This is a genomic window from Pectobacterium sp. S5 (genome assembly GCF_051707265.1).
In the GTDB taxonomy this organism is placed as follows: domain Bacteria; phylum Pseudomonadota; class Gammaproteobacteria; order Enterobacterales; family Enterobacteriaceae; genus Pectobacterium; species Pectobacterium polare.
This window is the reverse complement of record NZ_JAULSZ010000001.1, coordinates 1259880-1282639: the sequence shown is the minus strand read 5'-3', so window position 1 is coordinate 1282639 and position 22760 is coordinate 1259880. Positions and strand designations below refer to the sequence as shown.

The following is a 22760-nucleotide window of genomic DNA, read 5'->3' as shown; positions in this document are numbered from 1 at the left end:
CGGCTTAGTGTTTACTGTTCATGCGTGATGATGTTGGGGATGGTGTCATCCTTTCGCAACGTCATTATTTCGCAGCCGTTATCGGTTACCACAATAGTATGCTCGTACTGTGCCGACAAGCTGCGATCTTTGGTTTTTACCGTCCAGCCGTCTTTCATCGTACGGATGCGGTAATCACCCGCATTGAGCATAGGCTCGATCGTGAATGCCATACCTGCTTGCAGCACGACGCCACCGTCGTCTGCATCGTAGTGCAGAACCTGTGGCTCTTCGTGGAAGCCTTTGCCGATGCCGTGACCACAATACTCACGCACCACGGAGAAGTTATTCCCTTCCGCAAACTGCTGGATCGCTTTGCCCAACGTGCGCAGGCGAATGCCCGGCTTAACCATTTTCAGCGCCAGATAGAGACTTTCCTGCGTGATGCGGCAGAGGCGCTCACCCAGAATGGTTGGTTTGCCGACGATAAACATTTTTGACGTATCGCCGTGGAAGTCGTCTTTGATTACGGTGACGTCGATGTTGACGATATCGCCGTCTTTCAAAATGCGTTCTTCGCTAGGAATGCCGTGGCACACCACTTCGTTGATGGAGATGCAGACGGATTTCGGGAAGCCGTGGTAGCCCAGACAAGCAGAAATGGCTTGCTGCTTGTTGGTGATGTGATCGTGACAGATTCTGTCTAATTCGGCAGTACTCACGCCCGGCACCACGTGGGGTTCGATGATTTCCAGGACTTCGGCAGCCAGACGGCCAGCTACGCGCATTTTTTCGATGTCTTCAGGAGTTTTAATTGAAATTGCCATTGATGATTGTCCGCAGGTGCCTGTTAAGCACAAAAATTAAAAGCGATAACTAATAACTTATGTTACCAGCCATGCCGTTGGCTTGCCAAACTATCATTCTGATTTGTGGACGATTGAATAACAAATGTTGGTGTCGCTGGGGGATTTATGGTATAAAGCGCGCCGATGATCCGGCTGGATATCGGTTATACGATATTCAACGACATCGACTAAACTCACTTTGTGTAAATAACACACACATGTCGGCACGTTCGCCGGGGTGCTCCTGAGGTGTTTCACCGGATGGGGTCGGCGCAATGGGACATGTGGAGGCATAACCCCATACTTAATTAATAGAGGTAATCATGGCAACTGTTTCCATGCGCGATATGCTCAAGGCTGGCGTACACTTTGGTCACCAGACCCGTTACTGGAACCCGAAAATGAAGCCATTCATCTTCGGTGCACGTAACAAAGTTCACATCATCAACCTTGAAAAAACTGTACCAATGTTCAACGACGCTTTGGCTGAGCTGGGCAAAATTGCTTCTCGCAAAGGCAAAATTCTGTTCGTTGGTACCAAGCGCGCAGCAAGCGAAGCGGTAAAAGATGCGGCCAACAACTGCGATCAGTTCTACGTGAACCATCGTTGGTTGGGCGGTATGCTGACTAACTGGAAAACTGTTCGTCAGTCCATCAAGCGTTTGAAAGATCTGGAAACCCAATCTCAAGACGGCACGTTCGACAAGCTGACCAAAAAAGAGGCGCTGATGCGCACTCGTGAACTGGACAAGCTGGAAAACAGCCTGGGCGGTATCAAAGATATGGGCGGTCTGCCAGACGCGCTGTTCGTTATCGACGCCGATCACGAGCACATCGCAATCAAAGAAGCTAACAACCTGGGTATTCCGGTATTCTCAGTGGTTGATACCAACTCCGATCCAGATGGCGTTGACTTCATCATCCCTGGTAACGATGACGCAATCCGTGCAGTTAACCTGTACCTGAGCGCTGTTGCTACTGCTGTCCGCGAAGGCCGTTCTCAAGATCTGGCTGTGCAGGCAGAAGAAGGCTTAGTAGAAGCTGAATAATAAGTCTGGCTCGTTGAGCCCTTATTAACCAGGTAGTACTAGTTTGGTTAGGGGCCTTTTTATGGCCCCTTTTTCACTTTTAAAGCTGTTTGGTCGTGACGACCAGGCAGAAAAAATCTTCCGAGGATTTTAGAATGGCTGAAATTACCGCATCCCTGGTAAAAGAGCTGCGTGAGCGTACCGCTGCGGGCATGATGGAATGTAAGAAGGCGCTGGTTGAAGCTAACGGCGACATCGAGCTGGCAATCGAAAACATGCGTAAATCCGGCGCGATTAAAGCGGCGAAAAAAGCAGGTAACGTTGCTGCTGATGGCGTGATCAAGACTAAGATCGACGGTAACTACGCTGTGATCCTGGAAGTTAACTGCCAGACCGACTTCGTTGCTAAAGACGGTGGTTTCCAGGCGTTTGCTGACAAAGTGCTGGACGCTGCGGTTGCAGGCAAAATCACTGACGTTGACGTGCTGAAAGCACAGTTCGAAGAAGAGCGTGTTGCGCTGGTTGCGAAAATTGGTGAGAACATCAACATTCGTCGCGTTTCTGCTCTGGAAGGCGAAGTTCTGGGTAACTACCAACACGGTGCGCGCATCGGTGTTCTGGTTGCTGCTAAAGGCGCTGACGAAGAGCTGGTTAAACACCTGGCTATGCACGTTGCCGCAAGCAAGCCTGAATTCGTTAAGCCAGAAGACGTGTCTGCTGAAGTGGTAGAGAAAGAGTACCAGGTTCAGTTGGAAATCGCGATGCAGTCTGGTAAGCCGAAAGAAATCGCAGAGAAAATGGTTGAAGGCCGTATGAAGAAATTCACCGGCGAAGTTTCTCTGACTGGCCAGCCTTTCGTTATGGATCCAGCCAAGTCTGTTGGTCAACTGCTGAAAGAGCACAACGCTGACGTGACTAACTTCATCCGTTTCGAAGTGGGTGAAGGTATTGAAAAAGTTGAGACTGACTTTGCTGCTGAAGTTGCAGCAATGAGCAAGCAGTCTTAATAGCAAAAAAAAGAGCCGCCAGTTGGCGGTTCCTTTTTATCCAGCCCAAAGAGTTTTAGTACGCTTGGTTTCCTGCATTCAGATAGGAGCCGGGTGGAGCAGTTTTGATTTTTACAACCCCCCAATACGACGACAGCCTGTAGGATAAGAACACCATGGCAACCAATGCAAAACCCGTCTATCAACGAATCCTGCTGAAGCTCAGTGGCGAAGCTTTACAGGGAACTGAAGGTTTTGGTATCGATGCGAGCATTCTGGATCGCATGGCTCAGGAAGTGAAAGAACTGGTTGAGTTAGGCATTCAGGTCGGTGTAGTTATCGGCGGTGGTAACCTGTTTCGTGGCGCGGGTCTGGCTAAAGCGGGTATGAACCGCGTTGTGGGCGACCACATGGGAATGCTGGCGACCGTCATGAATGGTCTGGCAATGCGTGATGCGTTGCACCGTGCCTATGTGAACGCTCGTCTGATGTCTGCCATTCCCCTGAATGGCGTCTGTGACAATTACAGCTGGGCAGAAGCAATTAGCCTGCTGCGTAATAACCGCGTAGTGATTTTCTCCGCTGGAACAGGCAACCCTTTCTTCACCACGGATTCAGCGGCTTGCCTGCGCGGCATTGAGATTGAAGCGGATGTCGTCTTGAAAGCGACAAAAGTCGATGGCGTCTATTCTGCCGATCCGGTACAAGATCCTTCAGCGACGATGTACGAAACGCTAACCTATCAAGACGTGTTAGAACGTGAGCTGAAAGTGATGGATCTTGCCGCGTTCACGCTGGCACGCGACCATAATTTACCGATCCGTGTTTTCAACATGAACAAACCTGGCGCACTGCGTCGCGTTGTCATGGGTGAAAAAGAAGGGACGTTGATTAGTCAGTAATAACGTCTCACGCCAATTATGGGGTACTATACTCCCCAGTATTGCGCCATACGCCAGCCGCGCGCTGGCTTAATTATTCACCGGGTCATGTACTGACATGGCCTGCCAGGCAACCAGTTTTCAAGGGTTCACAACGTGACTAATGAAATCAGAAAAGATGCTGAAACGCGCATGGACAAATGTGTTGAAGCGTTTAAAAACCAGATCAGCAAAATCCGTACCGGCCGTGCGTCACCTAGCATTCTCGATGGCATTCATATTGAATACTATGGCAGCGCAACGCCACTGCGTCAGATTGCTAACGTTGTCGTAGAAGATTCCCGCACGCTGGCGATTTCGGTATTCGATCGTTCGCTTGGCCCAGCGGTTGAGAAAGCGATCATGGCCTCCGATCTCGGCCTGAACCCGTCTTCTGCTGGCACCGTAATCCGTGTGCCACTGCCACCGCTGACGGAAGAACGCCGTAAAGATCTGATCAAAGTGGTTCGTGGCGAAGCAGAGCAGGGCCGTATCTCCGTACGTAACGTGCGCCGTGACGCGAACGACAAACTGAAAGCGCTGCTGAAAGATAAAGCGATCAGTGAAGATGAAGAACGTCGCGCTCAGGACGATGTGCAGAAACTGACTGACAACTTTATTAAGAAAGTGGACGTTGCACTGGCAGAAAAAGAAGCGGAGCTGATGGAGTTCTAATCAGCCTGTTGAATATTGCGTCGCCGGAAATCTGTGGGATGCCCCCTTATTTCCTGCGGCGCTTTATTTTTTATACAATGGTCGTGTAAGGAATGGGTGAAGGCTAGCCCCTCTGGGTAGTAAACAATTTTTTGCTGTGTATATGCCTGCGGTTATCGTGACTGTGATCGATAGCAGAGATATATCATGGTAATCGCCTCAGACTCGTGTACCTTCCTGTCATCAAATCCGGTTATTCAGAGCATTTTTAATGAAGCAACTGACAATTCTTGGTTCCACCGGCTCTATTGGCGTCAGTTCGCTGGCAGTGATTAAAGCCAATCCCGATAAATTTGCCGTACGCGCGTTATCCGCCGGGTACAACGTCAAGTTGATGCTAGAGCAGTGCCTCACTTTCCAACCCGCCTATGCCTCAATGGCTGATGAAGCCTCTGCAACTGCCCTGCGCCAGCAGTTGGCGGAATATGGTTGTAAAACGGAAGTGCTGGCTGGGGTTCAGGCAGCATGTGACCTTGCTGCATTGGATGGGGTCGATCAGGTGATGGCCGCGATTGTGGGCGCTGCAGGGTTATTGCCAACGCTAGCGGCAATTCATGCCGGAAAACAGGTTTTGTTGGCGAACAAAGAATCGCTGGTCACCTGCGGACGTCTCTTCATGGATGCAGTGGCGCAAAGTGGCGCACAGCTTTTACCGATAGATAGCGAACATAATGCGATTTTTCAGAGTTTACCTGAGCAAATTCAGCGCCAATTAGGCTACGCTTCATTGTCGCAGCATGGGGTCGAACGTATTGTTCTGACCGGTTCCGGTGGTCCGTTTCGTGAAACTCCGGTGTCGGCGTTGGCGGACATGACGCCGGATCAGGCGTGTGCGCATCCAAATTGGTCAATGGGGCGCAAAATTTCGGTTGATTCTGCCACGATGATGAACAAAGGGCTGGAGTATATCGAAGCACGCTGGTTGTTTAATGCTTCTGCCGAACAGATGGAAGTCATTATTCATCCGCAGTCAGTGATTCACTCAATGGTGCGTTACCGTGATGGTAGCGTTCTGGCGCAGTTAGGATCGCCCGACATGCGTACGCCGATTGCTCATGCAATGGCTTATCCTGAACGTGTGACATCGGGTGCAAAAACGTTAGATTTTTGCCAGATTGGCGCGCTGACATTTTTGGCACCGGACTATGCGCGCTATCCTTGCTTACAGCTCGCTATTGATGCTTGTAATCACGGTCAGTCGGCCACCACGGCACTGAATGCGGCGAATGAAGTTGCAGTGGCAGCATTCTTGCAGTCGCAGATTCGTTTTACGGATATCGCGGCGGTAAATCGGCATGTCATTGAACAACTTACATTGCCAGAACCCGCCAGCGTTGATGATGTTTTGTTTATCGACCGCTGGGCCAGACAGGTCGCAACACAGACCCTGACACATTACGCGCGATAGCTGGATACCACCGTGGCACAATTTGTTCATGTGCGGTGGAGGTGGTATAGTCTGCGCCACTCAATGGTTGATTATGCGAAAGTTGTTTAATCGACCGGGAAGCTAAGCCGTGATCGTTCACGGCTTTTTTTGCGCTAACGGGATCTGATGTTACGGAAGAACTGTTGTATTTCTTGCTTGAGGAAATAAGTACGCGTTATGCCGTCCGATAATCAAAAAAATACTAACGATCTGCCACCCGCCGGGCCGCGGCATGTTGCCATTATCATGGATGGCAATGGTCGCTGGGCGAAAAGCCGGGGGAAAATGCGGATTTTTGGCCATCAGGCTGGTGTAAAGGCTGTGCGACGGTCGGTCAGTTTTGCAGTGAGCCAAGGGCTGGATGCACTGACACTTTACGCATTTAGCAGTGAAAACTGGAACCGTCCGGCGCAGGAAGTTTCCGCACTCATGGAACTGTTTGTTAGAGCGCTGGACAGCGAAGTGAAAAGCCTGCACAAGCACAACGTTCGCTTGCGGGTCATTGGCGATATCGGCCGCTTCAGTCCGCGTTTACAAGAGCGAATCCGCCGTTCAGAAGCACTGACGGAAAAGAATCAGGGGCTCACACTGAATATTGCCGCGAATTATGGCGGCCGTTGGGATATTATTCAGGGAGTACGGCAACTTGCAGAGCAGGTGCAGGAAGGCATTCTGCGCCCTGATAGCATTAATGAAGCGTCATTATGTCAGTACATCTGTCTGCATGATCTGGCTCCGGTTGATTTGGTGATCAGAACCGGTGGAGAACACCGCATCAGTAATTTTCTTCTGTGGCAAATTGCTTATGCTGAACTTTACTTTACTGATGTCCTCTGGCCTGATTTCGATGAACAAGTCTTTGAAGGTGCGCTGAATGCTTTTGCACAACGCGAGCGCCGCTTCGGGGGAACAACACCTATCGATGCTGATGCATCCTAGGGGGAACTTTTGCTGAAGTATCGCCTGATTACTGCTTTTATTTTGATCCCGATTGTTATTGCAGCACTTTTCTTGTTGCCTCCTCTGGGATTCACGCTTGTTACGCTGGCTGTCTGTATGCTGGCGGCATGGGAATGGGGTCAGCTGGCGGGGTTTGCCTCTTATGGCCAACGCCTATGGCTCGCGATCCTGTGTGGTTTTTTGCTGGCGCTGATGCTGTTATCACTCCCGGCTTACCATTATTCCGTGCATATTCCACAAATCAGCATCGCGCTCTGGTCATCACTGGTGTGGTGGGGTGTAGCGCTGTTTCTGGTTCTGTTCTATCCGGCTTCCGCCTCATTCTGGCGTCATTCGCGCACATTGCGGTTGGTGTTCGGTATCATGACGATCGTGCCGTTTTTCTGGGGCATGGTCGCGCTTCGCCATTACAATTATGCGATTAACCCATTCGCGGGTGCCTGGTGGCTGCTGTACGTCATGTTGCTGGTGTGGGGCGCGGACAGCGGTGCCTACATGTTCGGTAAACTGTTTGGTAAGCGTAAGCTCGCGCCAAAAGTCTCGCCAGGCAAAACTTGGGAAGGCTTTCTCGGTGGTCTGGCAACTTCGGCGCTTATCTCTGTGCTGTTTAGTCTTTATGCGCCGTTAACGGTAGCGCCAGCAACGTTGTTGATTTGTTCTATTGCTGCTGCGCTGGCCTCGGTGCTGGGTGATTTGACGGAAAGTATGTTCAAACGCGAGGCGGGCATCAAAGACAGTAGCCATTTGATTCCGGGGCACGGTGGCGTGCTCGATCGTATCGACAGCCTGACGGCTGCGGTTCCTGTGTTCTCTTGCCTGATGCTGCTGCTGTTTAAAGTGGCTTAGAATAAAGCGGTAGAGCTATTTATGCTGAGTTTTCTCTGGAATCTTGCCGCGTTTATCATCGCACTGGGTGTGCTGGTCACTGTCCATGAATTTGGACATTTCTGGGTAGCGCGCCGCTGTGGTGTGAAGGTCGAACGCTTCTCCGTCGGTTTCGGACGTGCGCTATGGCGTCGTCGTGATCGCACCGGTACAGAATTCGTGATTGCGCTGATCCCACTTGGCGGCTACGTGAAGATGCTGGATGAGCGCGTCGACACGGTCGCGCCAGAATTCCGTCACCAGTCATTTAACAGTAAAACGGTCTGGCAACGTGCGGCTATTGTCAGCGCTGGGCCGATTGCCAATTTTCTGTTTGCGATTGTCGCGTACTGGCTGGTGTTTATTATTGGCGTACCGGGCGTGCGTCCAGTCGTGGGTCAAATACTGCCCAACTCCATCGCGGCGCAGGCGGAAATGTCGGCGGGAACGGAACTAAAGTCCGTTGATGGTATCGAAACGCCTGATTGGGATACCGCGCGTCTGGCGCTGATCGGTAAAATTGGCGATAGCGATGTTGTGATCGGAACTGCACCTTTAGGCTCCGACCGTGTCGTCCAGAAAACGCTGGATTTACGCGAGTGGCAGTTTGAGCCGGATAAGCAAGATCCTGCGGCCTCGCTCGGGATTATCCCGCGTGGTCCGCAAATCGAACCTGTATTGCATCAGGTGCAGGCGGGTTCGGCGGCGGAAAAAGCAGGTTTGCAAGTCGGAGATAGGATCGTTAAAGTCGACGGGCAGGCGCTAGCGCAATGGCGTGATTTTGTCATCGCCGTGCGTGATAACCCCGGGCAATCTATTGCTCTGGAGGTGGAACGCAACGGCTCAACAGTCCCGTTGACGTTAACGCCAGACAGCAAATCTGTGGGAAGTGGCAGAGTTGAAGGGCTGGCAGGCGTAATGCCAAGCGTGACGCCACTGCCTGAAGAATACAGGACTGTGCGCCAGTATGGGCCGTTCAGCGCGATCTACCAGGCAACAGATAAAACCTGGCAACTGATGAAATTGACCGTCAGTATGTTAGGGAAACTGGTTATGGGTGATGTTAAGCTGAACAACCTGAGCGGTCCCATTTCGATTGCTCAGGGCGCAGGAATGTCAGCAGATTATGGATTGATTTATTACCTGATGTTTTTGGCCTTAATCAGCGTCAATTTGGGGATCATCAATCTGTTCCCTCTGCCGGTATTGGATGGTGGACACCTGCTCTTTCTTGCGGTTGAAAAGTTGAAGGGCAGGCCGGTTTCTGAGCGTGTGCAGGACGTTAGCTATCGCATTGGTACAGTGTTGCTGATGTTGTTAATGGGACTCGCACTTTTCAATGATTTCTCTCGTCTCTAGGCGCGGGATTAGGTTAGGAAAAACGCATAACAACGATGGCGATCAAAAAGTTGCTCATAGCGTCGCTGCTGTTTAGCAGCGCAACCGTATACGGTGCAGACGGGTTCGTAGTGAAGGACATTCATTTCGAGGGCCTGCAAAGGGTTGCCGTCGGGGCGGCATTACTCAGTATGCCAGTCCGCGTTGGTGATACCATCGGTGACGATGATATCGGTAACACCATCCGTGCCTTGTTTGCGACCGGAAATTTTGAAGATGTTCGTGTCCTGCGCGATGGCGAAACGCTGATTGTGCAGGTGAAAGAACGTCCAACAATCGCCAGCGTCACGTTTTCCGGCAATAAGTCCGTCAAAGACGACATGCTGAAAGAAAACCTGGAGGCCTCCGGCGTGCGCGTCGGTGAAGCGTTAGACCGCACGGCGCTCACCAACATCGAAAAAGGACTGGAAGATTTCTACTACAGCGTGGGTAAGTACAGTGCGTCGGTTAAAGCCGTTGTCACGCCACTCCCGCGTAACCGTGTAGACCTTAAACTGGTCTTCACAGAAGGCGTTTCCGCCAAGATCCAGCAGATTAATATTGTCGGTAACAAAGCGTTCAGCTCCGACGAATTGATTTCCCGTTTCCAACTGCGTGATGAAGTGCCGTGGTGGAACGTAGTTGGCGATCGTAAATATCAGAAACAAAAACTGTCTGGCGATCTGGAAACGTTACGGAGTTTCTATCTGGATCGCGGCTATGCGCGTTTCAACATCGATTCCACGCAAGTGAGCCTGACGCCGGATAAAAAAGGTATCTATATCACCATCAATATGACGGAAGGCGAGCAGTACAAGCTGTCAGGCGTCACGGTGAAAGGTAATCTGGCTGGTCACTCTGCGGAAGTCGAAGGGCTGACGAAGGTCGAACCAGGTGAACTCTACAACGGGACGAAAGTGACCCGGATGGAAGAGGACATCAAGAAACTGCTGGGTCGTTATGGCTATGCCTATCCGCGCGTGGTTACACAGCCGGAAATCAATGATGCAGATAAGACGGTGAGATTAAACATCAACGTCGATGCGGGTAACCGTTTCTATGTGCGTCATATCCGCTTTGACGGTAACGACACGTCTAAAGACTCTGTTCTGCGTCGTGAAATGCGTCAGATGGAAGGTGCCTGGTTAGGCAACGATCTGGTTGAGCAGGGCAAAGAGCGTCTGAACCGACTGGGATACTTTGAAAGCGTTGATGTAGAAACGCAGCGCGTTCCCGGCGTGGCCGATCAGGTTGATGTAACGTATAAAGTCAAAGAGCGTAATACGGGCACATTCAACTTTGGTGTCGGTTTCGGTACAGAAAGTGGCGTGAGCTTCCAGGCTGGGGTTCAGCAGGACAACTGGCTGGGAACGGGTAACTCCGTTGGTATCAGCGGGACTAAAAACGACTACCAGACGTATGTCGAGCTGTCACTGACTGACCCGTACTTTACCGTTGATGGCGTTAGCCTCGGTGGCCGCGTCTTCTATAACAAATTTGAGGCATCTGACGCCGATCTGTCCGACTACACCAACGTGAGCTATGGCGTTGGCAGTACCTTGGGCTTCCCGATTAACGAGAATAACTCACTGCGTGTCGGTCTGGATTATGTGCATAACGATCTGTCGGATATGAGACCGCAGGTGGCGATGTGGCGTTATCTGGATTCCGTGGGTGTTAATCCATCCGTGGTTCAGGAAGGGAATAAATCTAGCGCTGACTTCAAAGCGAACGATTTCTTCCTGAATACCGGATGGTCGTATAACAATCTGGATCGCGGCTACTTCCCGACGAAAGGAACACGTGCGTCTGCGAATGCCAAGATTGCGGTGCCGGGCTCGGACAACGAATACTACAAACTGACGTTTGATTCGGCGAGCTACTACCCGTTGAGCGACAGCGGTAACTGGGTCGTGATGGGCCGTACGCGCGCGGGCTTTGCGGATGGTATCGGTAGCAAAGAAGTGCCGTTCTACGACAACTTCTATGCTGGTGGTTCCAGTACGGTACGTGGCTTCCAGTCGAATACGATTGGTCCTAAAGCGGCGTATTACAGGTGTGCTGCGGGTGCGACGTCTTATTCCAATTGTCCGATTGATTCGACCAATCTGGATGATGCCGTTGGCGGTAACGCGATGGCGGTATTGAGTGCGGAACTGATCGTGCCAACACCGTTTATCAGCGATAAATACGCGAGCTCTGTACGTACGTCCTTCTTTGTTGATGGCGGTACGGTATGGGATACCAACTGGGAAAATACACCTGCAACGATTGCCGCAGGCGTGCCGGATTACAGCAAGGCGAGCAACTTCCGTGTTTCCAGCGGTATCGCGTTGCAATGGATGTCTCCGCTTGGGCCATTGGTCTTCTCCTATGCCCAGCCGGTTAAAAAGTACGATGGAGACAAGTCGGAACAATTCCAGTTTAACATTGGCAAAACCTGGTAGTGTGACGTCAATAGGTCGTATGCAGGGAATGTCGCATCGTTGTTCATGGATATGAATGGTTGAACATAAGACGTTCATACCATGACGCGATGCTCATAATTAAAGTGTTAAGACACAAATTAGGTTAGGTTGAGGAGTTTATAGTGAAAAAGTGGTTATGTGCCGCAGGCCTCGGTTTAGCATTGGCTGCTTCAGCCAGCGTTCAGGCTGCTGACAAAATTGCCGTTGTTAACGTTTCCAGCATTTTCCAACAGCTGCCACAGCGTGAAACCGTTGGCAAACAGCTGGAAAACGAATTCAAAGGTCGTGCTTCTGAACTGCAATCGATGGAAAACGATTTACAGGGCAAGATGCAGAAACTGCAACGTGATGGTTCTACCATGAAAGCGAGCGATCGCAGCAAAATGGAAAAAGACGTCATGGCGCAGCGCGAGCAGTTCTCTACTAAAGCTCAGGCTTTTGACCAGGACAACCGCCGCCGCCAGAATGAAGAACGCAACAAAATCCTGAGCCGTATTCAGGATGCGGTGAAAGCCGTTGCAACCAAAGAAGGTTATGATGTTGTGATTGACGCTAACGCTGTTGCGTATGTCGCCAATGCTAAAGACATTACTGCCGATGTGCTGAAACAGGTTAAATAATACATGTATTCAATTCGACTGGACGCGTTAGCTCAACAGTTGGATGCACAATTACACGGTGATGGCGATATCGTCATCACCGGTGTTGCTTCTATGCATTCGGCAAAAACTGGGCAAATTACGTTTCTTTCCGACAGTCGTTACCGTGAGCAACTGGCCGGGACGCAAGCGTCAGCGGTCGTGCTGACGGAAGCGGATTTACCTTACTGTCAGGTTGCTGCGTTGGTAGTGAAGAATCCTTATCTTACCTATGCGCGCATGGCACAGCTGCTGGACACCACGCCGCAGCCAGCAACCGATATTGCGCCGAGTGCGGTTATTGCTCCAGACGCGACGCTGGGCCAGAACGTGTCCGTTGGTGCAAATGCTGTCATCGAATCTGGTGCACAGCTGGGTGATGGCGTTGTCATTGGCCCCGGCTGCTTTATCGGCAAAGATGCCCGCATTGGTGCCGGTACACGCTTGTGGGCAAATGTAACGATTTATCACCGCGTTGAGCTGGGTGAGCATTGCCTGATCCAGTCGGGAACCGTGATCGGTTCTGACGGCTTTGGCTATGCCAACGATCGCGGCAACTGGGTGAAGATCCCGCAGTTGGGAACGGTCAGAATTGGCGATCGGGTTGAGATTGGCGCGAGCACAACCATCGATCGTGGTGCGTTGGATGATACGGTCATTGGCAATGGTGTTATCATTGATAACCAATGTCAGATTGCGCACAACGTCGTGATTGGCGACAATACCGCGGTCGCGGGTGGCGTCATTATGGCGGGTAGCTTGAAAATTGGTCGTTATTGCATGATCGGTGGTGCCAGCGTGATTAACGGGCACATGGAGATCTGCGATAAAGTGACGGTAACGGGAATGGGGATGGTCATGCGACCAATCACAGAACCTGGGGTATACTCTTCGGGCATTCCTTTGCAACCCAACAAAGTGTGGCGCAAAACTGCAGCGCTGGTGATGAATATTGATGAGATAAGCAAACGGTTGAAAGCCGTTGAACGAAAAGTCGATAACGTTTAATCACTCGCGTTTTATTTGCGGCCTGCCTGAAGACACCTAATTTAGGGTCTGCGCAGGCCGTGTTGTTGATGGCATCAGTTTTTATGGACAGGAAGAGTATTTTGACTACTGACACTCATACTCTGCATATTGAAGAGATTTTAGAATTATTACCGCACCGTTTCCCGTTTTTGCTGGTTGATCGGGTACTGGATTTTGAAGAAGGGAAGTTTCTGCGGGCGGTGAAAAACGTCTCTTTCAACGAACCCTTCTTCCAGGGCCATTTCCCGGGCAAACCGATTTTTCCCGGCGTGCTGATTCTGGAAGCGATGGCTCAGGCCACCGGTATTCTTGCGTTTAAAAGCGTGGGTAAACTGGAGCCGGGTGAGCTGTACTATTTCGCCGCTGTGGACGAAGCGCGCTTTAAGCGTCCCGTGCAGCCAGGCGATCAAATGATCCTTGAAGTTGAATTCATCAAAGAGCGTCGCGGCGTTGCGCGCTTTAAAGGTGTTGCCAAAGTTGATGGCGAAGTGGCCTGTGAAGCGTCAATGATGTGTGCTCGCCGTCGGGAGTCCTGATAACGTGATTGATCAAACCGCCTTTATTCACCCTAGTTCGATTGTTGAAGACGGTGCCATTATTGGTGCTGGCGTTCATATTGGCCCTTTCTGCTATATCGGTTCTCAGGTTGAGATCGGTGCGGGGACGGTGCTGAAATCACATGTCGTCGTCAATGGCGTCACTAAAATTGGTCGCGACAACGAAATCTATCAGTTCACGTCAATTGGTGAAGTGAATCAGGATCTCAAATACGCTGGGGAACCGACCCGCGTTGAGATCGGCGATCGTAACCGCATCCGTGAAAGCGTCACGATTCATCGTGGCACGGCACAGGGCGGTGGGTTGACTAAAGTCGGTAGCGATAATTTGTTGATGATCAACACGCATATCGCACATGACTGCGTCGTGGGCAGCCGTTGTATTCTGGCGAATAACGCGACGCTGGGCGGCCACGTTTCCGTCGATGATTTTGCGATTATCGGTGGGATGACGGCCGTGCACCAGTTCTGCATTATCGGTGCTCACGTCATGGTTGGCGGATGTTCTGGTGTGGCGCAAGACGTGCCGCCGTACGTTATCGCGCAGGGTAACCACGCCACGCCGTTTGGCCTGAATATTGAAGGCCTGAAGCGTCGTGGATTCGAGAAAGACACCCTGCACGCGATTCGTAACGCGTACAAGCTTCTCTACCGCAGCGGTAGAACGCTGGACGAAGTGAAACCGGAAATTGAAGCGCTGGCGGCTGAACACCCGGCTGTGCAGGCGTTTACCGATTTCTTTGCCCGTTCTACTCGCGGCATCATTCGTTAATCTATGTCATCACGTCCTTTGACTATTGGGCTGGTCGCCGGAGAAACTTCCGGCGACATCCTTGGCGCAGGCCTGATCCGTGCGCTAAAAGAAAAGGTGCCTGATGTGCGGTTTGTCGGCGTTGCCGGGCCACGTATGCAGGCCGAAGGCTGTGAAGCCTGGTACGAGATGGAAGAACTGGCCGTTATGGGCATTGTTGAAGTGCTTGAGCGGCTTCCTCGACTGCTGAAAATTCGGCGGGATTTAACCCAGCGCTTTAGCGAGCTTCAGCCCGATGTCTTCGTCGGCATTGATGCACCTGATTTCAATATCACGCTGGAGGGCAACCTCAAAAAGCGCGGTATCAATACTATTCACTACGTCAGCCCTTCTGTGTGGGCATGGCGTCAAAAACGCGTTTTCAAAATAGGTAAAGCGACCAATCTGGTGCTGGCCTTCTTGCCTTTTGAAAAAGCGTTTTACGATCGTTTCAATGTCCCTTGTCGCTTTATCGGTCATACGATGGCTGATGCGATGCCGCTGCATCCCGATAAGCTGGCTGCACGTGCGACGTTGGGTATTGCGCCCGATGTGCCTTGTCTGGCGCTGCTGCCAGGCAGTCGCGGTGCAGAAGTTGAAATGCTTAGCGCAGATTTCCTCAATACGGCTGTGTTACTACGCCAGCATTTTCCCGATCTGGAAATCGTGGTTCCGCTGGTCAACAGCAAGCGCCGTGAACAGTTCGAGCGGATAAAAAGTAGCGTGGCGCCCGATCTACGCGTACATCTACTGGATGGGCAAGCGCGAGAAGCCATGATTGCCAGTGATGCGGCGCTATTGGCATCCGGTACGGCAGCACTGGAGTGTATGTTGGCTAAATGCCCGATGGTTGTGGGTTATCGTATGAAGCCCTTTACCTTCTGGTTAGCACAGCGTCTGGTCAAAACGCCGTGGGTGTCGCTGCCGAATTTGCTGGCTGGGTGCGAGCTGGTGACGGAATTGCTACAGACCGATTGTACGCCGGATAAGCTGGCCGCAGCGCTGCTGCCGCTGTTTGCCGATAAGGAAAAAATGGCTGAGCTACGCACGACGTTTGTGGATTTGCATCAGCAGATCCGCTGCAATGCCGATGAGCAAGCGGCTCAGGCGGTACTGGAATTAGTAAAGCCGTGTTAATAAAACCATGTTAATAAGACCATGAGTGAAATATTTATCTATCCGCAGGCGAACTGCATCGCTGGCGTTGATGAAGTGGGCCGTGGCCCTCTGGTTGGTGCGGTCGTGACGGCTGCGGTGATTCTTGACCCGACTAGGCCAATTGTCGGGCTGGCGGATTCCAAACAGCTGAGTGAAAAACGTCGGCTGTCGCTCTATGATGAAATCAAAGAGAAGGCATTGGCGTGGAGCCTTGGCCGTGCGGAACCGGAAGAGATTGACCAACTGAATATCCTGCATGCTACCATGCTGGCAATGCAGCGTGCGGTTGCCGGGTTGGCTGTCGTGCCTGATTTTGTTCTCATTGACGGCAACCGTTGCCCGGCCTTGCCGATGTCCGCTCAGGCGGTCGTTAAAGGGGATAGCCGCGTGGCAGAAATCAGCGCGGCCTCGATTATGGCGAAGGTGACTCGCGATCGTGAGATGGTCGAGTTAGATCAACGCTTCCCCGCTTACGGTTTTGCCCAACACAAAGGCTATCCAACGGCTTTTCATTTGGAGAAACTGGCCGCACTGGGTGCCACTGAGTTTCACCGTCGGAGCTTCGCGCCAGTCAAACGTGCATTAGGTCTGGCGTAAAACATCATCATTCACTCTCGGTATGGCGTGGGCACGTAAGTGTGCCGTTGCCATGCTGACTAATCGATAAATTCTGGGATCTGGAGATGGCCGAACCACGTTTTGTTCACCTGCGTGTTCACAGTGACTATTCCATGATCGATGGGCTGGCCAAAGTCGGTCCGCTGGTAAAAAAAGCGGCAGCACTCGGCATGCCAGCGCTGGCGATTACTGATTTTACCAACCTGTGTGGGCTGGTTAAATTCTATGGCGGCGCGCATGGTGCGGGAATCAAGCCCATTATCGGCGCAGATTTCTGTGTCGAAAGCGACGAATTGGGTGATGAGCTCGCGCATCTTACCGTCCTAGCCATGAATAATGCTGGCTACCAGAATCTGACGCTGCTGATTTCCCACGCTTATCAACGAGGTTATGGCGCTGCTGGGCCGACGATTGACCGGGATTGGCTTATTGAGCATCAGGAAGGGCTGATTTTACTGTCTGGCGGCCGCCGGGGTGATGTTGGCCGATTTTTGCTGCGCGGTAACCAGACGCAGGCCGAACAGTGTCTGGCCTTCTATCAGGAACACTTCCCCCAGCGTTACTATCTGGAACTGATCCGCACGTCCCGTCCCGATGAAGAAAGCTACTTGCATGCCGCCGTTGAATTGGCGACGAAGCACGGTGTGCCCGTGGTGGCAACGAATGAAGTGTGTTTTATCAGCACCGATGATTTTGACGCTCACGAAATTCGCGTGGCTATTCACGATGGCTACACGCTTGATGACCCCAAACGCCCACGTCATTACAGCCCTCAACAGTACATGCGTACCGAAGAGGAAATGTGCGAGCTGTTTGCGGATATCCCCGAAGCGCTGGCGAACAGCGTTGAAATTGCCAAGCGTTGTAACGTAACGATTCGTCTGGGTGAATATTTCCTACCGCAGTTCCCGACGGGCGACATGAGTACGGAAGATTTTCTGGTTCAGTGCTCGAAAAAGGGGCTGGAGGAGCGTCTCGAATTCCTGTTCCCCGATCCGGAAGTGCGCGCTGAACGTCGGCCTGAATATGATGAGCGTCTGGATATTGAACTGGGCGTTATCAACCAAATGGGGTTCCCCGGTTACTTCCTGATCGTAATGGAGTTTATCCAGTGGTCGAAGGATAACGATGTGCCTGTTGGGCCGGGGCGTGGCTCCGGTGCGGGCTCGTTAGTCGCCTACGCGCTGAAAATCACCGATCTGGATCCGCTGGAATTCGACCTGCTGTTCGAACGCTTCCTCAACCCTGAACGTGTTTCCATGCCTGACTTTGACGTCGATTTCTGTATGGAAAAACGCGACAAGGTCATCGATCACGTCGCGGAAATGTACGGGCGTGATGCGGTATCGCAGATTATCACCTTCGGTACGATGGCGGCGAAAGCGGTTATTCGTGACGTCGGGCGCGTGCTTGGACACCCTTATGGGTTTGTCGATCGAATTTCAAAGCTGGTGCCACCCGATCCGGGCATGACGCTGGAAAAAGCGTTTGCTGCTGAACCACAGTTGCCGGAAATTTATGAAGCCGATGAGGAAGTTAAAGCCCTCATCGATATGGCGCGCAAGCTCGAAGGGGTAACGCGTAACGCCGGTAAACATGCCGGTGGGGTGGTGATATCTCCCACCAAGATTACCGATTTTGCGCCGCTGTATTGTGATTCGGAAGGGAACCATCCGGTTACCCAGTTTGATAAGAACGATGTGGAATATGCCGGGCTGGTGAAGTTCGACTTCCTTGGCCTGCGTACGCTGACCATTATCGACTGGGCGCTGGGGATGATTAACGCCCGTCGCGCGAAGCAAGGACAGGAGCCGATTGATATTGCGGCGATCCCGCTCGACGATAAGAAAAGCTTCGATATGCTGCAACGCTCGGAAACCACGGCGGTATTCCAGCTTGAATCGCGCGGCATGAAAGACCTGATCAAGCGACTGAAACCCGACAGCTTTGAGGATATGATCGCACTGGTGGCGCTGTTCCGCCCTGGCCCGCTGCAATCCGGCATGGTGGATAACTTCATCGACCGTAAGCATGGCCGTGAAGCGATCTCGTATCCTGATATCGAATGGCAGCACGAGTCGCTTAAGCCCGTGCTGGAGCCGACCTACGGCATTATCCTGTATCAGGAACAGGTCATGCAGATCGCGCAGGTTCTGGCGGGCTATACGCTGGGCGGCGCGGACATGCTGCGTCGTGCGATGGGGAAAAAGAACCCGGTCGAGATGGCGAAGCAGCGTGGTGGCTTCGAAGATGGTGCCAAATCTCGTGGCGTAAACGGCGAACTGGCGATTAAGATTTTCGACCTGGTGGAAAAATTCGCCGGTTATGGCTTTAATAAATCTCACTCCGCAGCGTATGCGTTGGTGTCTTACCAAACGCTATGGCTGAAGGCGCACTATCCGGCAGAATTCATGGCGGCGGTGATGACGGCCGATATGGACAACACGGATAAAGTGGTCGGTCTGGTTGATGAATGCTGGCGGATGGGGCTAAAAATCCTGCCTCCGGACATCAACAGCGGGCTGTATCACTTCCACGTTAACGACGATGGCGAGATTGTTTATGGCATCGGTGCGATTAAAGGCGTGGGTGAAGGCCCGATTGAGGCGATTATCGAAGCGCGTAATCAGGGCGGCTATTTTAGAGAGCTGTTTGATCTCTGCGCGCGTACCGACATTAAAAAGCTGAACCGCCGCGTGCTGGAAAAGCTGATTATGTCTGGGGCATTTGACCGTCTGGGGCCGCATCGCGCCGCGCTGATGAATTCATTGCCTGATGCGCTGAAGGCTGCCGATCAGCATGCGAAAGCGGAAGCCATCGGTCAGGTGGATATGTTCGGCGTGCTGGCCGATGCGCCTGAACAGGTTGAGCAATCCTACAGTACGGTACCGCCGTGGCCGGAGCAGGTGGTGCTGGATGGTGAACGGGAAACGCTGGGGCTGTACCTGACCGGCCACCCAATCACGCAATATATTAAGGAAATTGAACGCTATGCCGGTGGCGTGCGTTTGAAAGATATGCACCCGACGGATCGGGGTAAAATGACCACTGCCGTTGGGCTGGTGTTGGCGGCTCGCGTCATGGTCACCAAGCGGGGTAACCGTATTGGTGTCTGTACATTGGACGATCGTTCCGGTCGCCTTGAGATAATGCTGTTTACCGATGCATTGGAAAAATATCAGCATTTACTTGAGAAAGACCGTATCCTTATCGCCAGTGGACAGGTCAGCTTTGATGACTTCAGCGGCGGGCTTAAAATGACCGTCCGAGAGTTAATGGATATCAGTGAAGCGCGGGAAAAATACGCGCGCGGGCTTGCTATCTCGCTGACTGACAGGCAAATTGATGACCAGCTATTAAACCGTCTCCGCCAATCGTTGGAACCCCATCGATCGGGGACGATCCCAGTGCATCTCTATTACCAGCGTGAAGATGCGCGCGCCCGGTTACGTTTCGGCGCAGCATGGCGTGTAACGCCTGCCGATGCGCTACTGAACGAGCTGCGCGGATTAGTGGGTAATGAGCAGGTGGAACTGGAATTTGACTAATATAGGAATACTATGAGTCTGAATTTTCTTGATTTTGAGCAGCCGATTGCAGAGTTGGAAGCGAAAATTGACTCGCTGACCGCAGTCAGCCGTCAAGACGAAAAATTGGATATTAATCTGGACGAAGAAGTCCAGCGCCTGCGTGAGAAGAGCGTTGAACTGACGCGCAAAATCTTCGCCGATTTGGGTGCCTGGCAGGTTGCGCAATTAGCGCGCCATCCGCAACGTCCTTATACGCTTGATTATATTAAGCATATCTTTACCGACTTTGATGAATTGGCTGGCGATCGTGCCTATGCCGACGATAAAGCCATTGTCGGCGGAATTGCCCGTTTGGAGGGGCGTCCGGTGATGATCATTGGTCATCAGAAAGGACGTGAAACCAAAGAAAAGATTCGCCGTAATTTTGGCATGCCGGCACCGGAAGGCTATCGCAAAGCGCTGCGCCTGATGGAAATGGCCGATCGCTTCAGAATGCCGATCATCACCTTCATCGACACGCCGGGCGCTTATCCGGGCGTTGGTGCAGAAGAACGTGGTCAGTCTGAGGCTATCGCGCGTAACCTGCGTGAAATGTCGACGCTGCGTGTGCCAATCATCTGTACCGTTATCGGTGAGGGTGGTTCCGGTGGTGCACTGGCTATCGGCGTGGGTGACAAGGTCAACATGCTGCAATACAGCACCTACTCGGTTATTTCACCGGAAGGCTGTGCGTCTATCCTGTGGAAAAGCGCAGATAAAGCGCCGCTGGCGGCGGAGGCCATGGGCATCATTGCGCCACGTCTGAAAGAGCTGAAACTGATCGATACCGTGATCCCTGAACCGCTGGGTTCCGCGCACCGTAACGTCCCGGTGATGGCAGAGTCTCTGAAAGCACAGCTGCTGGCCGACCTGCTCGACCTCGACGGCCTGACGGAAGAAGAGCTGTTGAACCGCCGTTATCAGCGTTTGATGAATTATGGTTACTGTTAAGTACAGGGGTTACTGTTAAGTACAGTGGTTATTGCTGATAAGGTGATTGTCTGATTGATGTGTTATCAATCAGGCGATTCTGGCGTTATTTTGAAAATCCGTTGTCAGAAATGACAGCGGATTTTTTGCTATGAGGGTTTGAAGCATGCTGAAGCTGCTCGATGTCCATCACATTGCGGTTATTGCCTCTGACTACGAACGCAGTAAGGCGTTTTACTGTGATGTGCTGGGTTTTACGTTGAACAACGAGGTCTACCGTGAAGCGCGGCTGTCGTGGAAAGGCGATCTCTCGCTGAATGGGCGCTATACCATTGAGCTATTTTCCTTCCCCCATCCACCTGCGCGCGTGAGTCGCCCGGAAGCCTGCGGCCTGCGCCACCTAGCTTTTGCGGTGGCTGACATTGAACAAGCTGTCGCCTCGCTGGAACAGGCTGGTGTTATCTGTGAATCTGTCCGGATCGATCCTGACACGCAGCAGCGCTTCACCTTTTTCTCCGATCCTGACGGCTTGCCTTTAGAACTGTATGAGATCTGATACCGTGGACCACACCGAACCTGATGATCGATTGCTCCAGACGATCGCGACGCAAACAGCCGGATGCGGCTCGATCCTGCTGGCCTACAGCGGTGGTCTGGATTCTAGCGTGCTATTGCATCTGCTGGTGGCTCTACGTCAGCGCTCTGGGCTGTCCATTCGTGCAGCTTATATCCATCATGGTTTAAATCCGCTGGCCGATAGCTGGGCTGAACATTGTCGTCAGCAGTGTGAACGCAGGCAGGTGCCGTTTGCCTCGCTGTCTGTGACGGTTGAGGCGCAGAACGGCGGTATCGAAGCCGCGGCCAGAACGGCACGTTATCAGGCTTTGCAAGCGCATCTGCAAGAGGGCGAAGCCTTGCTGACGGCGCAACATCTGGATGACCAGAGCGAAACTTTTTTACTGGCGCTTAAACGCGGCAGTGGGCCTGCCGGATTATCTGCGATGGCGGCTCAAAGTACGCTCGGTCATCATCGTCTTGTGCGTCCGCTGTTAGGCGTTTCTCGCTTGCAGTTGGAAGCGTATGCGCAGCGGCATCAGCTTGACTGGATTGAAGACGACAGCAATCAGGATGATCGTTTCGACCGCAATTTTCTACGTCATCAGATCTTACCGCGATTGACGCAGCGCTGGCCGCATTTCTCCTCCGCCGTAGCGCGTAGTGCCGAGCTTTGCGCTGAACAGGAGCAACTATTAGATGAGTTGCTGGAGGAGTCATTGCTGGCGTTATGCCAGCCGGATGGTGCGCTGAGCATTGACGGCCTGCTGCCGCTAAGTCCGGTGCGTCGTTTTGCACTCCTGCGTCGCTGGCTAGCGCAGCAAGGGGCGACCATGCCCGCACGTGAACAGTTACAGCGACTCTGGGATGAAATCGCGACGAGCCGTCAGGATGCGGAGCCGGTATTGCAACTGAATCAGATGCAGGTTCGTCGTTTTCGTCAGCATCTCTATCTGCTACCGCTGATGTCGTCGCTAAAAGACCACATTATCCCGTGGCAGTCGCCGTCATGCCCGTTATCGCTACCCGACAATCTAGGCACGCTGTTGTTGGCTGATAGCGGTGTGGCGATTCGCGCGCCGGAAAACGGTGAGGCGGTGAGCATTCGTTTTTCGACCAGCGGAACCGTGCATATTGTCGGCAGAGCCCACGGGCGACAAATCAAGAAACTCTGGCAGGAGTTGGGCGTTCCGCCCTGGTGGCGTGACCGTACGCCGCTGGTGTTCTACAACGAGCAACTGATTGCGGCAGTGGGACGATTCGTCACGCGAGAAGGGCAGGCGAGAGAGAACCATCCTGTATGGCACATGGTTTGGGAAAGATAAGTTTGGGAAAAATAAGCC

At 52.4% G+C, this 22760-nt stretch carries 20 protein-coding genes; 19 read left to right on the top strand and 1 reads right to left on the bottom strand.

Annotated elements, in window-relative coordinates; all coding sequences use genetic code 11:
- Positions 1 to 11 precede the first annotated feature (11 nt).
- A complete protein-coding gene (gene map, locus QWJ20_RS05735) occupies positions 12 to 806 on the bottom strand; it encodes a type I methionyl aminopeptidase (RefSeq protein WP_014914446.1) in 795 nt (264 codons plus the stop codon).
- A gap of 344 nt (positions 807 to 1150) precedes the next feature.
- On the opposite strand from map, the gene rpsB reads away from it, so the two are divergent.
- The 19 genes from rpsB to tilS all read left to right on the top strand — a co-directional run bounded on the left by rpsB (position 1151) and on the right by tilS (position 22742).
- On the top strand, positions 1151 to 1876 hold the full coding sequence (rpsB, locus tag QWJ20_RS05730; protein ID WP_039483864.1) for a 30S ribosomal protein S2: 726 nt from the start codon (positions 1151 to 1153) through the stop codon (positions 1874 to 1876).
- Between the two features lie 134 nt (positions 1877 to 2010).
- The gene (gene tsf / locus QWJ20_RS05725; RefSeq protein WP_010296401.1) at positions 2011 to 2862 is read left to right on the top strand and encodes a translation elongation factor Ts; all 852 of its coding nucleotides are present in this window, start codon (positions 2011 to 2013) and stop codon (positions 2860 to 2862) included.
- A 155-nt stretch (positions 2863 to 3017) separates the two neighbouring features.
- Complete coding sequence (gene pyrH / locus QWJ20_RS05720; RefSeq protein ID WP_005975910.1) at positions 3018 to 3743, top strand: UMP kinase; 726 nt, start codon at positions 3018 to 3020, stop codon at positions 3741 to 3743.
- 135 nt (positions 3744 to 3878) lie between these two features.
- Positions 3879 to 4436, top strand: a complete 558-nt coding sequence (gene frr / locus QWJ20_RS05715; RefSeq protein ID WP_095701858.1) for a ribosome recycling factor — start codon at positions 3879 to 3881, stop codon at positions 4434 to 4436.
- 250 nt (positions 4437 to 4686) lie between these two features.
- Entirely contained in the window at positions 4687 to 5883 is a 1197-nt protein-coding gene (gene ispC / locus QWJ20_RS05710) for a 1-deoxy-D-xylulose-5-phosphate reductoisomerase (RefSeq protein ID WP_095993884.1), read from the top strand.
- A gap of 198 nt (positions 5884 to 6081) precedes the next feature.
- Positions 6082 to 6843: a (2E,6E)-farnesyl-diphosphate-specific ditrans,polycis-undecaprenyl-diphosphate synthase gene (gene ispU, locus QWJ20_RS05705; RefSeq protein WP_014914449.1), complete on the top strand. Its 762-nt coding sequence runs from the start codon at positions 6082 to 6084 to the stop codon at positions 6841 to 6843.
- A gap of 9 nt (positions 6844 to 6852) precedes the next feature.
- Entirely contained in the window at positions 6853 to 7710 is an 858-nt protein-coding gene (gene cdsA, locus QWJ20_RS05700) for a phosphatidate cytidylyltransferase (RefSeq protein WP_095701860.1), read from the top strand.
- A 21-nt stretch (positions 7711 to 7731) separates the two neighbouring features.
- Positions 7732 to 9087: a sigma E protease regulator RseP gene (gene rseP, locus QWJ20_RS05695; RefSeq protein WP_277513336.1), complete on the top strand. Its 1356-nt coding sequence runs from the start codon at positions 7732 to 7734 to the stop codon at positions 9085 to 9087.
- A gap of 35 nt (positions 9088 to 9122) precedes the next feature.
- Positions 9123 to 11552 carry an outer membrane protein assembly factor BamA gene (gene bamA, locus QWJ20_RS05690; protein ID WP_095701862.1) on the top strand — a complete coding sequence of 810 codons (2430 nt, stop codon included), beginning with the start codon at positions 9123 to 9125 and terminating at the stop codon, positions 11550 to 11552.
- A gap of 143 nt (positions 11553 to 11695) precedes the next feature.
- The gene (skp, locus tag QWJ20_RS05685; protein WP_039483875.1) at positions 11696 to 12193 is read left to right on the top strand and encodes a molecular chaperone Skp; all 498 of its coding nucleotides are present in this window, start codon (positions 11696 to 11698) and stop codon (positions 12191 to 12193) included.
- Between the two features lie 3 nt (positions 12194 to 12196).
- Positions 12197 to 13219, top strand: a complete 1023-nt coding sequence (gene lpxD / locus QWJ20_RS05680) for a UDP-3-O-(3-hydroxymyristoyl)glucosamine N-acyltransferase (RefSeq protein ID WP_039490407.1) — start codon at positions 12197 to 12199, stop codon at positions 13217 to 13219.
- Positions 13220 to 13320: 101 nt separating this feature from the next.
- The gene (fabZ, locus tag QWJ20_RS05675) at positions 13321 to 13776 is read left to right on the top strand and encodes a 3-hydroxyacyl-ACP dehydratase FabZ (RefSeq protein WP_010284842.1); all 456 of its coding nucleotides are present in this window, start codon (positions 13321 to 13323) and stop codon (positions 13774 to 13776) included.
- Positions 13777 to 13780: 4 nt separating this feature from the next.
- Positions 13781 to 14569 carry an acyl-ACP--UDP-N-acetylglucosamine O-acyltransferase gene (gene lpxA, locus QWJ20_RS05670; protein ID WP_095701864.1) on the top strand — a complete coding sequence of 263 codons (789 nt, stop codon included), beginning with the start codon at positions 13781 to 13783 and terminating at the stop codon, positions 14567 to 14569.
- A gap of 3 nt (positions 14570 to 14572) precedes the next feature.
- Complete coding sequence (lpxB, locus tag QWJ20_RS05665; protein ID WP_433992050.1) at positions 14573 to 15724, top strand: lipid-A-disaccharide synthase; 1152 nt, start codon at positions 14573 to 14575, stop codon at positions 15722 to 15724.
- 21 nt (positions 15725 to 15745) lie between these two features.
- Positions 15746 to 16342: a ribonuclease HII gene (gene rnhB, locus QWJ20_RS05660; protein ID WP_119888380.1), complete on the top strand. Its 597-nt coding sequence runs from the start codon at positions 15746 to 15748 to the stop codon at positions 16340 to 16342.
- Between the two features lie 86 nt (positions 16343 to 16428).
- Complete coding sequence (gene dnaE / locus QWJ20_RS05655) at positions 16429 to 19911, top strand: DNA polymerase III subunit alpha (protein ID WP_119888381.1); 3483 nt, start codon at positions 16429 to 16431, stop codon at positions 19909 to 19911.
- A 12-nt stretch (positions 19912 to 19923) separates the two neighbouring features.
- The gene (gene accA / locus QWJ20_RS05650; RefSeq protein ID WP_039483881.1) at positions 19924 to 20883 is read left to right on the top strand and encodes an acetyl-CoA carboxylase carboxyl transferase subunit alpha; all 960 of its coding nucleotides are present in this window, start codon (positions 19924 to 19926) and stop codon (positions 20881 to 20883) included.
- A 145-nt stretch (positions 20884 to 21028) separates the two neighbouring features.
- Entirely contained in the window at positions 21029 to 21418 is a 390-nt protein-coding gene (locus tag QWJ20_RS05645) for a VOC family protein (RefSeq protein ID WP_433992049.1), read from the top strand.
- A gap of 4 nt (positions 21419 to 21422) precedes the next feature.
- A complete protein-coding gene (gene tilS, locus QWJ20_RS05640; RefSeq protein WP_433992048.1) occupies positions 21423 to 22742 on the top strand; it encodes a tRNA lysidine(34) synthetase TilS in 1320 nt (439 codons plus the stop codon).
- Positions 22743 to 22760 lie beyond the last annotated feature (18 nt).

Excerpts from the sequence above, each read along its gene's own strand:
- lpxD (WP_039490407.1), top strand. The coding sequence starts at position 12,197 with ATGTATTCAATTCGACTGGACGCGTTAGCTCAACAGTTGGATGCACAA.
- ispC (WP_095993884.1), top strand. The coding sequence starts at position 4,687 with ATGAAGCAACTGACAATTCTTGGTTCCACCGGCTCTATTGGCGTCAGT.
- accA (WP_039483881.1), top strand. The coding sequence starts at position 19,924 with ATGAGTCTGAATTTTCTTGATTTTGAGCAGCCGATTGCAGAGTTGGAA.
- ispU (WP_014914449.1), top strand. The coding sequence starts at position 6,082 with ATGCCGTCCGATAATCAAAAAAATACTAACGATCTGCCACCCGCCGGG.
- bamA (WP_095701862.1), top strand. The coding sequence starts at position 9,123 with ATGGCGATCAAAAAGTTGCTCATAGCGTCGCTGCTGTTTAGCAGCGCA.
- dnaE (WP_119888381.1), top strand. The coding sequence starts at position 16,429 with ATGGCCGAACCACGTTTTGTTCACCTGCGTGTTCACAGTGACTATTCC.
- rnhB (WP_119888380.1), top strand. The coding sequence starts at position 15,746 with ATGAGTGAAATATTTATCTATCCGCAGGCGAACTGCATCGCTGGCGTT.
- map (WP_014914446.1), bottom strand. The coding sequence starts at position 806 with ATGGCAATTTCAATTAAAACTCCTGAAGACATCGAAAAAATGCGCGTA.
- QWJ20_RS05645 (WP_433992049.1), top strand. The coding sequence starts at position 21,029 with ATGCTGAAGCTGCTCGATGTCCATCACATTGCGGTTATTGCCTCTGAC.
- rseP (WP_277513336.1), top strand. The coding sequence starts at position 7,732 with ATGCTGAGTTTTCTCTGGAATCTTGCCGCGTTTATCATCGCACTGGGT.
- lpxB (WP_433992050.1), top strand. The coding sequence starts at position 14,573 with ATGTCATCACGTCCTTTGACTATTGGGCTGGTCGCCGGAGAAACTTCC.
- rpsB (WP_039483864.1), top strand. The coding sequence starts at position 1,151 with ATGGCAACTGTTTCCATGCGCGATATGCTCAAGGCTGGCGTACACTTT.
- pyrH (WP_005975910.1), top strand. The coding sequence starts at position 3,018 with ATGGCAACCAATGCAAAACCCGTCTATCAACGAATCCTGCTGAAGCTC.
- tsf (WP_010296401.1), top strand. The coding sequence starts at position 2,011 with ATGGCTGAAATTACCGCATCCCTGGTAAAAGAGCTGCGTGAGCGTACC.